Raw genomic sequence first — 13,682 nt, 5'->3', positions numbered from 1 at the left:
CCCCATTGAGGCGGGCACCGTTATGCGCCCGCAGTTGACTCAACTATGGCGCACTGCGCGCAAAAATTCCTGGCGGGTATTCTGGCTGGACTTGAACAGGCCACCCAGCGAAGTCGTGGTGGTGGCGCTGGTCGCATCTTTTATACCACGCGCTTTGACACAGTAGTGCACCGCATCAATCGAGACAGCTACATTGTTAGTGCCCAGCAGCGTCTGCAATGCTACCAGAACCTGCTGCGTCAGACGCTCCTGCACCTGTGGGCGCTGGGCAAAGAACTGCACGATGCGATTGATTTTCGACAGACCAATCACCTTTTCTTTGGGTATATAGGCGACAGTCGCTTTGCCATCAATGATAACAAAGTGGTGTTCACAGGTGCTGGTCAGAGTGATATCACGTACAGTCACCATCTCATCGACCTTCATTTTATTCTCAATGACGGTGATTTTCGGGAAGTTGGCGTAGTCGAGACCGGAAAAAACCTCATCAACATACATTTTGGCGATGCGATGTGGCGTTTCCATCAGGCTGTCATCTTCAAGATCCAGATTCAGCAGCTGCATAATCTCGGTCATGTGCCCGGCAATCAGGCTCTTACGCGTTTTATCATCAATGTCGCGCGTCGGTGCACGTAACGGGGTTTCCAGTCCACGCGCAAGCAGCGCTTCGTGAACCAGGGCAGCTTCCTGACTTAGGGTGCTCATCTACTCTTCTCCGGCTGGTGTTGCGCCCGCGAGCTTTTGCCTGCGGGCCCTGTAATCAGGCGCGTATTGTGAAACTTTCTTTGCGGGGAATCCAGCAATCAATCAGATTGGCGATGAAAGCTTTTCACTCAATTCTTCGCCAGACCAGCAGGCCTGCCCAGACCAGGCTGACCCCGGCCACCCAAAGGGCTGGTTCCAGCCGATGTAACAGGGCCGTAGAGAGGAAAGAGAGCAGCGGGCCGACCAGCTGTCCGACCGCATAGCCCGTAGTCAGCAGGCCAGCCATGTAACGCAGATGATTGGGTGCCAGTTCACGGGCACAGAGCATCGACAGTTGCACCACGCTGAGGAAGCCGCCCCCCACCAGCAGCGCACCGGCCAGCAGGCCACTAAAGCCTGGCAGAAGCGCCGCGGCAAATACGCCCAGTGCCTGCGCCCAGAGCACCACCGCCAGCCGGACATGGCTGTGTCCCCAGCGCCGCGTCAGGATACCCAGCAGGATGCCGATCATCGCCGCGCCGCCGAATATCGGCCAGACAAACTGCGCGAAAATACCGTCAGGAAAACGCGTAGCGGCCATCTGCGACAAAAAGGTGGCAGGAAGAATGTAGCCAAAGCCCGCCAGGCTGTAACTCAGCACCAGACGTTTAAGATTGCGATTTAGCACCAGAGGCTCAGGTGCCTGTTCCGGACGATGCAGTTCGCCCCGCCGCGGCAGATGACGGGTGATGAGCGCAATCAGCAGCAGTGCCAGCGCACCGTAAGCGGCCCAGGCCAGACCGGCAGAGACCTGCAGGGTGTGCAACGCGACGCCCAGCAAACCGCTGACGAAAATGCCGCAGCCCGGCCCGGCAAAAACGGCCGCCGACAGCCCTGCCCGGCCATGCCGATGCAGCTGTTCATTGCTCCAGGCCGCCACCAGCACCATCGCCCAGCCGCTGGCCCAGCCAATCAGAAAGCGGATTACGCCGTGCAGCCAGGGGCCCGTTGCCAGAGCGGAGACCAGCGTCAGTATCACTGCGCCCCACACGCCCGCCTGCAGTCGCAACTCCACCCGCCGGTGCGCGCGCATGGCATCAAACGAGCCACACAGATAGCCAAGATAGTTGAAGGCTGCCACCAGGCTGGCACTGGTGAGTGTCAGCTGATGTGCCTGAATCATCAGCGGCACCTGCGGCGTAAAGGCGAAGCGCCCAATGCCCATCGCCACAAATAAAGTTAAAAACGCGCTGAGCGCGACGCGTAACGCCATTGCTGAACTCCTGTTGTTCTGCCCTGAGATCTCTTCTGACTTGCCAACAGCATGCAGGATGTCTAAACTCACGGAAAGTGAATAATTTTAACCAACTTGCTTACGGGAAGAGAAGATATGGATTTAGTTCAGCTGCGTATGTTCTGTTCCGTCGCCGAAACCGGTTCTCTGGCACGCGCAGCAGAACAGCTGCATCGCGTCCCCTCTAATCTCACCACGCGACTACGCCAGCTGGAAGAAGAATTGGGTGTGGATCTGTTTATTCGTGAGAAGCAGCGCATTCGCCTGTCGCCGATGGGCCATAATTTCCTGAATTATGCGCAGCGTATTCTGGCGTTAAGTGAAGAAGCGATGAGCATGACCCGAACCGGCGAACCGGCGGGCAACTTTGCACTGGGCTCCATGGAAAGTACTGCGGCGACCCGCCTGCCTGGCCTGCTCGCCGCCTACCACCAGCGCTTTCCCAAAGTGGCGCTGTCGCTGATTACCGGCACCTCAGGCGAAATTATTGATCGGGTTCGCGAGGGCACCCTGGCCGCCGCGCTGGTTGATGGCCCGGTTTCCCATGATGATCTGAATGGCTGCATCGCCTTTCGCGAGGAGATGGTCCTCATCACCGGGCTGGATCATGGGCCGATCAGTACAGCGCGCGACGTGCAGGACGACACCCTGTTTGCCTTTCGCAACAGCTGCTCTTATCGGGTGAAGCTGGAGAGCTGGTATCGCGACAGCCAGACGGCGCCGGATAATGTAATGGAGATCCAGTCCTATCACGCCATGCTGGCCTGCGTAGCGGGTGGCGCAGGCGTCGCGATGATTCCGGCCTCAGTATTAAAGCAGATGGCGGACCGGTCACGGGTGCAGGCACATACCTTACCCGCGGCTTATCGTGATACCGCCACCTGGCTGATGTGGCGACGTGACGCTTTTACCCCGAATGTTGAAGCACTGAAATACCTGATTATTGAACAATTTGACGATCGTCCGCTCAATGATGAGCTGATTCACCCATTACAGGCGGCGGAGTAAGCGTTCCACGCTATGTTTACATTATCACGACCACCCGGCGCCATTGTGCGCGCCACTCTGACTGAAAGAGGGATTGCATGAACATGATCAAAACCCGTGCCGCTGTTGCCTGGGCTGCTGGCGAACCGCTGAAAATTGAAGAAGTGGATTTGATGCCGCCGCAGAAAGGTGAAGTGCTGGTGCGCATTGTCGCGACAGGCGTGTGTCATACCGACGCCTACACCCTCTCCGGCACTGACCCGGAAGGTGTTTTCCCGGCGATTCTCGGCCATGAAGGCGGCGGCATCGTGGAAGCCGTGGGCGAAGGCGTAACCAGCGTCGAAGTGGGTGACCATGTCATCCCGCTTTATACCCCGGAGTGCGGCAAATGTAAGTACTGCCTGTCGGGTAAAACCAATCTCTGCCAGGCGATCCGCACGACCCAGGGCAAAGGCCTGATGCCGGATGGCACCACCCGCTTCTTTAAAGATGGCAAACCGATTTTCCACTATATGGGTACCTCGACTTTCTCTGAGTACACCGTTATTCCGGAAATCTCGCTGGCGAAAATCAGTAAAGAAGCGCCACTGGAAGAGGTTTGCCTGCTGGGTTGTGGCGTCACAACCGGCATGGGCGCGGTCATGAACACCGCCAAAGTGAAAGAAGGCGACACCGTGGCAATCTTCGGTCTCGGCGGCATCGGTCTTTCTGCGGTCATCGGCGCGAAAATGGCGAAAGCCGGCCGCATCATCGCGATTGACCTCAACACCAGCAAATTCGATCTCGCTCGCAAGCTGGGTGCTACCGATCTGATCAACCCGAAAGATTATGATAAGCCCATTCAGGAGGTGATTGTCGAGCTGACCGACGGCGGCGTGGATTTCTCGTTTGAATGTATTGGCAACGTGAACGTAATGCGTTCCGCACTGGAGTGCTGCCACAAAGGCTGGGGCGAATCTGTGATTATCGGTGTCGCGGGTGCCGGTGAAGAGATCTCCACCCGTCCGTTCCAGCTGGTAACCGGTCGCGTCTGGCGCGGTTCCGCCTTTGGCGGCGTGAAAGGCCGTTCACAGCTGCCGGGCATTGTGCAGGATTACCTCGACGGTAAATTTGCGCTGAACGACTTTATTACCCACACCATGCCGCTGGAAGAGATCAACGATGCCTTTGATTTGATGCACGAAGGAAAATCGATTCGCTCGGTCGTGCACTTTAACAAGTAATCAGGAGGCGTTATGGCATCTACTCTGGAGCTACTGGAAGAACACCGTATTTTTGGTGGCTGGCAGCAGCGCTGGCGTCATCAGTCAGCCGTGCTGATCTGCCCGATGACCTTCAGCATCTATCTGCCAACCCCGCACGGTGATGCACCGCCGCCGGTCGTCTGGTTTCTGGCCGGGCTGACCTGCAACGATGAGAACTTCACCACCAAAGCGGGCGCGCAGCGCGTTGCGGCGGAACTGGGTCTGGTGCTGATTATGCCAGATACCAGCCCGCGCGGTGACGAGGTGGCGAATGATGAGGGATATGATCTGGGTCAGGGCGCGGGATTTTATCTCAATGCCACCCAGCAACCCTGGGCCAGCCATTTCCGCATGTTCGACTATCTGAGCAGCGAGTTACCCGCCCTGATTGCGGATAATTTCAAGGTCAGTGAACGTCAGTCGATCATGGGTCATTCTATGGGCGGACACGGGGCGCTGATGCTGGCGCTGCGACTGAGTAACCGGTTTGCCTCGGCTTCTGCCTTTGCGCCGATTGTGAATCCGATGCAGGTGCCGTGGGGCCAGAAAGCGTTTCAGGCCTATCTGGGCGACGATCGTGCGGCGTGGCGGGAATATGACAGCTGCCAGCTGATGGCGGAAGTATCCCATCGGTTGCCGATGCTAATCGATCAGGGCGACAGCGATCAGTTCCTGGCCGATCAGCTGCAACCAGAGCGGTTAGAGGAAATCGCCCGCGAGGTGGGTTTCCCGCTGACGCTGCGTATTCAGCCGGGTTATGACCATAGCTACTTCTTTATTGCCAGCTTCGTGGAAGATCATCTGCGCTTCCATGCGCAGCATCTGCTGGCGTAGTAACTCATCAGGGCCGCCATTGCGGCCCTGAATTTTTCTGCATACTTTACTGCCGCAAACGCGGGCTCAACGCCAGACCTCGCCCGACTCTCAGACCAGTGCCGGCCCCGTCAGCCCATCGATCATCACCTGCGGAATGCCGCGCGAGCAGTGTTCGATTCGGCCATTGACGCCATACACTTTTGCCAGCGTAGCCGGCGTAATCACCTTATCCGGTTGCCCTTCTGCCACCAGTGCGCCCTGCTTCAGCATCAGCGCATGTTGCGCATGGCGCAGTGCGATGTTGATGTCATGCACCACCACCACCGTCACGATGTTGCGCTGGGCTGTTTCGCGGCGTACCAGATCCATGACGTGGAACTGGTAGTTAAGATCCAGCGCGCTCAGCGGTTCATCCAGCAGCAGCAGCTTAGGACGACGGATCAGGGACTGCGCCAGCCCGACCAGCTGCTTTTGTCCGCCAGAGAGCTGATCGAGGTATCGCATCGCCAGATGCGCAATGCCAAGCTGCTCCAGCAGATGCATGATCTCCGCTTCGCTGCTGGCGCTGTGCAACCCACCGGAGGCGCGCTGCGCCACGATAATCGATTCCAGCACATGCAGATGCACGCCCGCAGGCAGCGATTGCGGCAGATAGACCACATTCTTCGCCCGGCGGGCAAACGGCTGGGTCATGAGATCTTCACCGTTGAGCCACATCTCACCCTGGCCTTTATTCAGACCGGCCAGCGCGCGCAACAGCGTCGATTTACCACAGCCATTTGGTCCCAGCAGCACGGTGATTTCACCGCGTGGCAGCGGCGCGATATTGAGATTATCAATGACTTTATTTTTTGGATAACCGGCACTGAAGCCGCGTAACGTCAGACCCTGTTCCATCATACTGTCCCCCGATGACGCAGAATAATACTCAGGAAGAACGGCACGCCGATCAGTGAGGTGACGATGCCAACCGGGATGATTACGCCGGGGAGGAGGTTTTTCGACGCGACCGACGCCAGCGACAGGACCAGCGCACCGACCAGCGCACTGGCAGGCAGATAGAAGCGATGATCTTCACCAAACATCATGCGGGCAATGTGGGGTGCGACCAGACCGATGAAACCGATGGGTCCGACAAACGCCACGGCCAGCGCCGAAAGAATACTGATACGCAGCAAGGTGGTCAGGCGCAGACGACGCACATCAATGCCAAAGCTCACTGCGCGGTCTTCGCCCAGGCGCAGCGCCGTCAGCTTCCAGCTGCTCATCATTGAGAACGGCACCAGGATGACCAGCGCCACAGTCAGTACGCCCAGCTTCTCCCAGGAGGCACGCGCCAGGCTGCCCATGGTCCAGAACACCAGGCCCTGCAGCGTGTCTTCGCTGGCGATGAACTGCATCATCGAGACCAGTGCGTTAAAGGTAAACACCAGGGCGATACCGAACAGCACCACACCTGCAGAGGAGACCTGCGTCCAGCGGGTCACCGCATCCAGCATCAGCGCAGCAAACAGCGCAAACACAAAGGCGTTGGCAGAAATTAACCACTGATCGGGTATGCCGGGAATACCTACGCCAAGAATGATCGCCAGCGCGGCTCCGAACGCCGCCGCCGATGAGACACCCAGCGTAAACGGGCTGGCCAGCGGGTTGTTCAGGATGGTCTGCATCTCTGCACCCGCCAGACCCAGCGACAGCCCCACCACCAGCGCCATCAGCGCATAGGGCAGACGAATGTCCCAGACAATAACGCGGGTGCCGGCATCGACGCTGTCGGGGCTGAGCAGCGTATTCCACAGCGTTTCAAGGGAGAGTCCGGCCGGACCCAGTGTGAAGTCGAGGATCAGCGAGGCGACAATTGCCACCAGTAATACGCCAATCCAGATCAGGCGGCGGCGCAGCACCTGATGGTAATTTTGCATGGTGTGGTGAAGCGTCTCTTCCCCCGCCAGCAGCGAAGTTTCGGTAGTCATGTTTGAACCCTGTGTGGCTATCACGTCAGAAAACGCAGCCACAATAGTGCAGGTGATAATAATTATCAATTCGAGAACATAAGCGAGACGTGAAAAAACAGTAAAAAACGGTGTTGTTATGGGAAGGATACTGGCGCCGGATCCAGCATGATGACCTGTGTGCGCAAGGTCCGCAACTTTCATGACCGTTACAAGCGAAAAACTAACGCTGTTTAGCGGACTCTGCGCCGTAAAGGTATGGCATCAAACGCTATACTGCGCTCAGTGGTGATAATGACCCGGACAGTCTGCGAAGAATGTCCGGGATAAGGCATTAAGGCAGGGTTTACTTAAGGTGTTCCTTAAGCTCCGCAGACGCCTGGCCAATCGCTTTGCGCACTGCAGGCTCTTTACTCAGCGCATTCAGCAGCCCAAAGTCATGGATCATGCCGTTATAACGGGTGACGGTCACCGGCACGCCAGCGTTATCCAGCCTGCGCCCAAAAGCTTCGCCTTCATCGCGTAATACATCCAGTTCAGCAGTCTGAATAAGCGTGGGTGGCAAACCAGCCAGTTGGGCCTGGGTTGCACGCAGCGGAGAGGCCAGAATGTTATTCCGATCTTTTTCTGAAGGCGTGTAGTTGTCCCAGAACCATTTCATCATATTCCGGGTCAGAAAATAGCCGCTGGCAAACTGCTTATAGGAAGCATCATCAAAGCTGGCATCAGTAACAGGCCACAACATGACATCATAACGAATGGACGGCGCATTGTTCTGCTTAGCCTGAAGCGCGACAGCAGCGACCATGTTGCCGCCGACACTGTTACCGACCAGTGCCAGTCGCTTGCCGTCTACGCCAATTTCATGACCGTTTTCGGCCACCCATTTTGTTGCTTCATAAGCCTGTGTAATGGCGACCGGATAATGGGCTTCCGGGGAAGGATCATAATTCACAAATACGGCAGCAGCGCCGGACTCATTCACCAGATCCCTTACCAGACGTTCATGGGTCGGGAAGTCACCCAGCACCCAGCCTCCCCCATGGAAGAACATAAATACGGGCAGCACGCCAGAACTGTGCTCAGGTTTTACGATCGTCAGTTTGAGCGGTTTACCCAGTGCTGTAATGGTTTTTTCAGAAATTTGTGCGGGTGGCAGCAACGCACCCTGCTGAGCACCCGTTAACACTGCGCGCGCCTCGACAGGCGCTAAGGTTTCGATGGGCTTGCCACCGCTGCTGTTCAGAGCTTTAAGAAAGGCGGCAACACCGGCGGTAGGTTGCGGCAGATTCTCCGCCGGGCTTGCCCATGCTGAAGCGATCTGACTGGCTAATAATAAAGCCCCTGCAGTGAGTTTCACGTTCATTTGTGGCTTCCTTACATTCGCTATTAAGTAGTGTGCTATTTAGTTTGAGCAGAATGACAGGCAGCAGTCACATTGTAAACAACTAAATAGCGCGCAAGTTAATATTTAGCGCTGACAGACATGTGATGGCGATGATCAAGGGGTTCAGAAGTGAGGTGCGCATCTGGATGGCGTAGCTGGCATTTCTATATATGTAGCCTTTTCGGCCCCCATCTTTCGATGTTCACACGCCATCCGGCCGTTAGCGTAATGCTTACGGTTGAGGGTGGGTTTGACATCAGTGAAGCGGGGTTTCTGTTGACGACGCCTGATTCATTAGAGGTTTGCGGAGCCGCAGCTGGGGCGAATACGCCCATCGCTTTACGCTTATCGCTGGTCTGTAAAGGCGGTTTCTGGCGCCGCGCTGCAGCGCCAGATCAGCATTACTCTTTATGAACAGGGAACTCCATCTCGCTGTACTTCACGAAATGGCTTCCGCGCGTCAGCTTGTAGCCGAACCAGATAATCAGGAACAGCGGAAGGCCGATGTAGGTTGCCGCCACGCCATACCAGTCAATGCTGTCGTTGAGGAAGGCCTGATAATTCTGACCCAGCGTGATGATCAGGCAGAGCACGAAGGCGAAAATCGGTCCAAGGGGGAAGAAACCAGAGCGGTAAGGCAGATCGTTCAGGTCATGTCCCTGAGCGACATAGCCGCGACGGAAGCGATAGTGACTGATAGCAATACCCAGCCAGGCGATAAAACCGGTCATTCCTGAGGTATTCAGTAGCCACAGATACACTTCCTGATTACCAAATTTAGAGGTCAGGAAGCACAGTCCGGCCACCACGGTCGTCGCCCATAGGGCATTGCGCGGCACGCCGCCCTTAGAAAGCTTCGCGAAAATACGCGGCGCTTTGCCTTCGCTGGCCAGGTTGTAAAGCATACGCGTTGAGGCATACATGCCGGAGTTACCGGCTGACAGCACCGCCGTCAGAATCACCGCATTCATCACCGCTGCCGCAGAGAGCAGACCGGCGTTCTGGAATACCAGAGTAAACGGGCTGACGCTGATATCGTCGATGTCGTTATGCAGCAACTGCGGATCGGTGTACGGCAGGATCAGACTGATAATCAGGATGGCAAACACATAGAACAGCAGAATACGCCAGAAAATCTGCCGCACCGCGCGCGGGATATTTTTCGCCGGGTCTTCAGATTCGCCCGCCGCGATACCCATCAGCTCGGTGCCCTGGAAGGAGAATCCCACAATCATCGCCACGCCAATCATCGCCGCAAAGCCACCCGCAAACGGCGCATCGCCTACCTGCCAGTTCTGCCAGCCCGCTTGCTCTGCACCACGCATAATGCCGGTGATCATCAGCACACCAACAATGATAAAGATGATCACGGTGGCGACTTTGATCAGCGAGAACCAGTATTCTGCCTCGCCAAAGCCTTTCACCGAGATGTAGTTAAGCAGGAATATCAGACCCAGGAAGAGTGCGCTCCAGATCCAGCCAGGTGTGTCCGGGAACCAGTAGGTCATCACAAGCTGTGACGCGACCAGGTCAACCGCGATGGTTACCGCCCAGTTGTACCAGTAGTTCCAGCCGAGCGCGAAACCAAAGCCCTCTTCGACATATTTTGCACCGTAGGTGGCGAAGGAACCCGATACGGGCATGAAGGCGGCCAGTTCACCAAGACTGGTCATCAGGAAGTAGACCATCAGGCCGATGAGCATATAGGAGAGAAGTGCCCCGCCAGGGCCAGCCTGTGCGATGGTTGCGCCAGAGGCGACAAACAGGCCGGTACCGATGGAACCGCCGATGGCGATCATCGTCAGATGACGGGCTTTTAACGCACGTCGTAATGCAGGTTGTTGTGTTGTTTTTGAGTCATTATGCATGTGTTAACGCTACGCTGGGTAAAAATGAGGCGCGATTGTAGCAGCCAGACCGACTCTGTATAGCGATGCCATGCTGTTATAAGTTAAGTTCATGATCGCGCCCGAATTATTAGCGGTCACTCACGGCAATAGGACAAAAAGCGCGTCAGTGCCTTTGAAATATGCTTCTGCCGGTGATGAATGCGGTAGAGCGTCCGGGTCAGACGCGGTAACGGAATCGCCAGCTCTGTCAGCGTGCCCGCCTCCAGCAGATCGGCAATCACCCGGCGCGAAAGACAGCTGATGCCCATACCGTGCCGCACCGCATGCTTGATCGCTTCGGAGTTGCCCAGTTCCATGCCCAGCTGAAAACTTGGCAGGTGTGAGAGGAGCAGATAATCGACGATTTCCCGGGTGCCCGAGCCGCGTTCGCGCAGGATCCACGGCGCTTCCGCCAGCGTTTTCAGCGTCACCGGCTGTTGCAGGATTGCGGCGTCAGGCGCGGCAAACACGACCAGCTCATCTTCCAGCCAGGGTTCGCTGACCAGCTCGGTCATATGGCACGGCCCTTCAATCAGACCGACATCTACACGAAAATCGGAAACCGCCTGAATCACATCCTGACTGTTGCCAACACTCAGCTCCAGGGGCAGACCGGGAAAATCACGACGATAAGCCGCCATCATGCCCGGCAGCAGATAGTTACCGATGGTGCTGCTGGCGAAGATGCGGATCGCGCCGTTATCTTCTTTGAATAGTTGCTCAATTTCACCTGCCTGCTCCAGCAACCCGACCGCTCGCGGATAGAGCAGCCGGCCGTGCTCATTCAATACCAGCCTTTTGCCGACCCGATCAAACAGCTGCACGCCGATCTGACTTTCCAGATCGGCCAGCGCCGCGCTGACTGCCGACTGCGATAGCGCCAGCAGTTGTGAAGCCTGAGTTGTGGAACCACTCTTCAGCACTTCGGTGAACACTTCGATTTGCCGCAGCGTAATGTGCATCGTCGCCTCTTAACTCAGTGAATGCCTGACCAGGTAAATGATTATCGCCAGCCAGATCAGCCCTATTACCCCCAGCCAGCCAGCGATTTTTTTGCCACGGGAACGCTGGGATTGCGCCCGCTCGCTGCTGCTGATGCGCACCTCACGCGGCAGCAACCGCAACAGCACCATGACTCCCGTGGGGATGATAACCGCGTCATCCAGCAGTCCGACGAAGGGAATGACATCCGGGATAAGATCGATCGGGCTGACACCGTAGGCGACCAGCCCCAGCATCCCCAGCTTGTTCCACCAGGGCGTGCGCGGATCGCGAAAGGCGAACCACAGCACAAACACATCTTTTTTGATCAGCGTCGCCCAGCGGCGCAGACGCGAAACTATCATGATTGCTGCCTTATCGTTTATTCTGGTCAATTATAAATATATTATCAATTTCACTTTTAAGCCAGTGACCCTCATGATCATGACTCAACCACGAGGAGTGACCATCATGACCGAACTGAGCATCGCTAAAGCACATCATCCTGTTACGCTCTGGTTCCCCGGTCTGCTGCTGACTGCCGCGATAGCCGCTGCTGCCAGCTGGCTCGCACAGCAACCGGCAGTTGCAGCAGCAGGGCTGGGTTCACTGACCCTGGCGATTATGCTGGGCATCCTGGTCGGCAATAGCGTCTATACGCCCCTGGCGTCGCGCTGCGACAGCGGCGTGGTACTGGCTAAACAGAAGCTGTTGCGGCTGGGGATCATCCTGTTTGGTTTTCGTATCACCTTACAACAGATTGCTGACGTTGGTTTTAGCGGCATTCTGATTGATGCACTGACGCTGAGCAGTACTTTCCTGGTGACCTGCCTGCTGGGCATCCGGTTGCTGAAGCTGGATCGCGATACCGTCTGGCTGATTGGTGCGGGCAGCAGTATCTGTGGTGCTGCAGCCGTTCTGGCGACGGAACCGGTAGTGAAAGCTGCGCCGTCGAAAGTCGCGGTGGCTATCGCGACCGTGGTGCTGTTCGGCACGCTGGCGATTTTTATCTATCCGCTGCTGTGGCCGCTGGCGCATAACCTGTTTCCGGATCTCAGTGCGGCGCAGTTTGGTGTTTTCACTGGCTCGACTATCCATGAAGTGGCACAGGTGGTCGCCGCCGGACACAGTATCAGCCCGGACGCCGAAAACAGCGCGGTGATTGCCAAAATGCTGCGGGTGATGATGCTGGCCCCGTTCCTGCTCTGCCTGAGTGCAGTGTTACGCGGCAAACGCAAAGCGAGCAAAGCGCGTCAGCCGGTGACGTTTCCCTGGTTCGCCCTGCTGTTTATCGCAGTCGCCCTGTTTAACTCGCTGCAGCTGCTGCCTGCCACAGTGGTTGCCACGCTGAACGAGCTGGCGGGTCTGCTGCTGGCAATGGCGATGGCGGCACTGGGATTAACCACTCGTTTTGGCGCATTACGTGAGGCGGGCGTTAAACCGCTGCTGCTGGGTGCGCTGGTATTTAGCTGGTTAATTGTGGGTGGCGGCACCATCAATCTGCTGGTGCAACATTTCATGGGCTAACGGCATCGGGTATCATGCCGTTTCATCCGTGCATAGCCCCAGGAGAAAGGCATGAAATATATTGGCGCACACGTGAGTGCGGCAGGTGGCGTGGATCAGGCCGTGATCCGCGCCCATGAAATAGAAGCCACCGCCTTCGCCCTCTTTACTAAAAATCAACGTCAGTGGAAGGCCGCCCCGCTCTCCACTGACGTGATTGATGCTTTTCGCGCCGCCTGCGAGACGTACAAATACAGTCCGCAGCAAATCCTGCCGCACGACAGTTTTCTGATTAACCTCGGTCATCCGGTTGAAGAGGCGCTGGAGAAATCCCGCGCTGCCTTTATTGATGAACTTCATCGTTGTGACCAGCTCGGTCTGACGCTGCTGAACTTCCATCCTGGCAGCCATCTGCATCAGATTGATGAAGAGGCCTGTCTGAAGCGGATCGCTGAGTCGATCAATATCGCCCTTGATCAGAGCCAGAACGTGACCGCTGTGATTGAGAACACCGCCGGTCAGGGCAGTAACCTGGGGTTTCGCTTCGAGCACCTCGCCACCATTATTGAACATATTGAAGATAAGTCGCGCGTCGGTGTCTGCATTGATACCTGTCATGCGTTTGCTGGCGGTTATGATCTGCGTACCGAAGCGGACTGCGAGGCAACCTTTGCCGAGTTTGAGCGCATTGTCGGCTTTACCTATCTGCGCGGCATGCACCTGAACGATGCCAAAAGTACTTTCGACAGTCGCGTTGACCGCCATCACAGCCTGGGTGAAGGAAATATCGGTAAAACAGCGTTTAGCTGGCTGATGAAAGATCCACGGTTTGATGGCATCCCGTTGATTCTGGAAACCATTAATCCTGATATCTGGAAAGATGAGATTGCCTGGCTGAAAGCCGAACAGCAGGGATAGAAAAAGGGAGCCCGCTGGCTCCCT

The 13,682-nt window shown here is 56.5% G+C and carries 13 protein-coding genes; 5 read left to right on the top strand and 8 right to left on the bottom strand.

The features are described 5' to 3' along the window. Window positions 1-39: 39 nt before the first annotated feature. Complete coding sequence (gene folE / locus HZZ01_RS01940; RefSeq protein WP_179895270.1) at window positions 40-705, bottom strand: GTP cyclohydrolase I FolE; 666 nt, start codon at window positions 703-705, stop codon at window positions 40-42. Window positions 706-829: 124 nt separating this feature from the next. Next, window positions 830-1,957 carry a YbfB/YjiJ family MFS transporter gene (locus HZZ01_RS01935; RefSeq protein WP_179895269.1) on the bottom strand — a complete coding sequence of 376 codons (1,128 nt, stop codon included), beginning with the start codon at window positions 1,955-1,957 and terminating at the stop codon, window positions 830-832. 117 nt (window positions 1,958-2,074) lie between these two features. Between HZZ01_RS01935 and HZZ01_RS01930 the strand changes: the two genes are divergently transcribed. The 3 genes from HZZ01_RS01930 to fghA all read left to right on the top strand — a co-directional run bounded on the left by HZZ01_RS01930 (window position 2,075) and on the right by fghA (window position 5,043). Beyond that, window positions 2,075-2,986 carry a LysR family transcriptional regulator gene (locus tag HZZ01_RS01930; protein ID WP_179895268.1) on the top strand — a complete coding sequence of 304 codons (912 nt, stop codon included), beginning with the start codon at window positions 2,075-2,077 and terminating at the stop codon, window positions 2,984-2,986. Between the two features lie 77 nt (window positions 2,987-3,063). Next, window positions 3,064-4,188: an S-(hydroxymethyl)glutathione dehydrogenase/class III alcohol dehydrogenase gene (locus tag HZZ01_RS01925; protein WP_179895267.1), complete on the top strand. Its 1,125-nt coding sequence runs from the start codon at window positions 3,064-3,066 to the stop codon at window positions 4,186-4,188. Window positions 4,189-4,200: 12 nt separating this feature from the next. Beyond that, on the top strand, window positions 4,201-5,043 hold the full coding sequence (gene fghA, locus HZZ01_RS01920; RefSeq protein ID WP_179895266.1) for an S-formylglutathione hydrolase: 843 nt from the start codon (window positions 4,201-4,203) through the stop codon (window positions 5,041-5,043). 90 nt (window positions 5,044-5,133) lie between these two features. Here fghA and HZZ01_RS01915 read toward each other — a convergent pair whose 3' ends face one another. From HZZ01_RS01915 to HZZ01_RS01890, 6 genes are all read right to left on the bottom strand, one after another. Then, window positions 5,134-5,922 carry an ABC transporter ATP-binding protein gene (locus HZZ01_RS01915; RefSeq protein ID WP_179897018.1) on the bottom strand — a complete coding sequence of 263 codons (789 nt, stop codon included), beginning with the start codon at window positions 5,920-5,922 and terminating at the stop codon, window positions 5,134-5,136. Further along, window positions 5,922-6,998: an iron ABC transporter permease gene (locus tag HZZ01_RS01910; protein ID WP_179895265.1), complete on the bottom strand. Its 1,077-nt coding sequence runs from the start codon at window positions 6,996-6,998 to the stop codon at window positions 5,922-5,924. The genes HZZ01_RS01915 and HZZ01_RS01910 overlap by 1 nt, the downstream gene beginning before the upstream one ends. A gap of 325 nt (window positions 6,999-7,323) precedes the next feature. Beyond that, complete coding sequence (locus HZZ01_RS01905; protein WP_179895264.1) at window positions 7,324-8,343, bottom strand: alpha/beta hydrolase; 1,020 nt, start codon at window positions 8,341-8,343, stop codon at window positions 7,324-7,326. A 422-nt stretch (window positions 8,344-8,765) separates the two neighbouring features. Next, the gene (locus HZZ01_RS01900; RefSeq protein WP_179895263.1) at window positions 8,766-10,232 is read right to left on the bottom strand and encodes an amino acid permease; all 1,467 of its coding nucleotides are present in this window, start codon (window positions 10,230-10,232) and stop codon (window positions 8,766-8,768) included. Between the two features lie 116 nt (window positions 10,233-10,348). Then, the gene (yieE, locus tag HZZ01_RS01895; protein WP_179895262.1) at window positions 10,349-11,215 is read right to left on the bottom strand and encodes a DNA-binding transcriptional regulator YeiE; all 867 of its coding nucleotides are present in this window, start codon (window positions 11,213-11,215) and stop codon (window positions 10,349-10,351) included. A gap of 9 nt (window positions 11,216-11,224) precedes the next feature. Further along, window positions 11,225-11,599 carry a YkvA family protein gene (locus HZZ01_RS01890; RefSeq protein WP_179895261.1) on the bottom strand — a complete coding sequence of 125 codons (375 nt, stop codon included), beginning with the start codon at window positions 11,597-11,599 and terminating at the stop codon, window positions 11,225-11,227. A 106-nt stretch (window positions 11,600-11,705) separates the two neighbouring features. Between HZZ01_RS01890 and HZZ01_RS01885 the strand changes: the two genes are divergently transcribed. After that, window positions 11,706-12,761: a YeiH family putative sulfate export transporter gene (locus HZZ01_RS01885; protein WP_179895260.1), complete on the top strand. Its 1,056-nt coding sequence runs from the start codon at window positions 11,706-11,708 to the stop codon at window positions 12,759-12,761. 51 nt (window positions 12,762-12,812) lie between these two features. Continuing rightward, complete coding sequence (nfo, locus tag HZZ01_RS01880) at window positions 12,813-13,658, top strand: deoxyribonuclease IV (RefSeq protein ID WP_179895259.1); 846 nt, start codon at window positions 12,813-12,815, stop codon at window positions 13,656-13,658. The last annotated feature ends 24 nt before the right edge of the window (window positions 13,659-13,682 follow it).

The organism is Pantoea sp. WMus005 (assembly GCF_013415305.1).
GTDB classification, from domain to species: Bacteria; Pseudomonadota; Gammaproteobacteria; order Enterobacterales; family Enterobacteriaceae; genus Pantoea; species Pantoea rara.
Note: the sequence above shows the minus strand (reverse complement) of the source record. Positions and strands in the feature narration are given on the sequence as shown.

Excerpts from the sequence above, each read along its gene's own strand:
- HZZ01_RS01915 (WP_179897018.1), bottom strand. The coding sequence starts at position 5,922 with ATGGAACAGGGTCTGACGTTACGCGGCTTCAGTGCCGGTTATCCAAAA.
- HZZ01_RS01900 (WP_179895263.1), bottom strand. The coding sequence starts at position 10,232 with ATGCATAATGACTCAAAAACAACACAACAACCTGCATTACGACGTGCG.
- HZZ01_RS01905 (WP_179895264.1), bottom strand. The coding sequence starts at position 8,343 with ATGAACGTGAAACTCACTGCAGGGGCTTTATTATTAGCCAGTCAGATC.
- HZZ01_RS01930 (WP_179895268.1), top strand. The coding sequence starts at position 2,075 with ATGGATTTAGTTCAGCTGCGTATGTTCTGTTCCGTCGCCGAAACCGGT.
- HZZ01_RS01910 (WP_179895265.1), bottom strand. The coding sequence starts at position 6,998 with ATGACTACCGAAACTTCGCTGCTGGCGGGGGAAGAGACGCTTCACCAC.
- fghA (WP_179895266.1), top strand. The coding sequence starts at position 4,201 with ATGGCATCTACTCTGGAGCTACTGGAAGAACACCGTATTTTTGGTGGC.
- yieE (WP_179895262.1), bottom strand. The coding sequence starts at position 11,215 with ATGCACATTACGCTGCGGCAAATCGAAGTGTTCACCGAAGTGCTGAAG.
- HZZ01_RS01925 (WP_179895267.1), top strand. The coding sequence starts at position 3,064 with ATGAACATGATCAAAACCCGTGCCGCTGTTGCCTGGGCTGCTGGCGAA.
- HZZ01_RS01885 (WP_179895260.1), top strand. The coding sequence starts at position 11,706 with ATGACCGAACTGAGCATCGCTAAAGCACATCATCCTGTTACGCTCTGG.
- nfo (WP_179895259.1), top strand. The coding sequence starts at position 12,813 with ATGAAATATATTGGCGCACACGTGAGTGCGGCAGGTGGCGTGGATCAG.
- HZZ01_RS01890 (WP_179895261.1), bottom strand. The coding sequence starts at position 11,599 with ATGATAGTTTCGCGTCTGCGCCGCTGGGCGACGCTGATCAAAAAAGAT.
- folE (WP_179895270.1), bottom strand. The coding sequence starts at position 705 with ATGAGCACCCTAAGTCAGGAAGCTGCCCTGGTTCACGAAGCGCTGCTT.
- HZZ01_RS01935 (WP_179895269.1), bottom strand. The coding sequence starts at position 1,957 with ATGGCGTTACGCGTCGCGCTCAGCGCGTTTTTAACTTTATTTGTGGCG.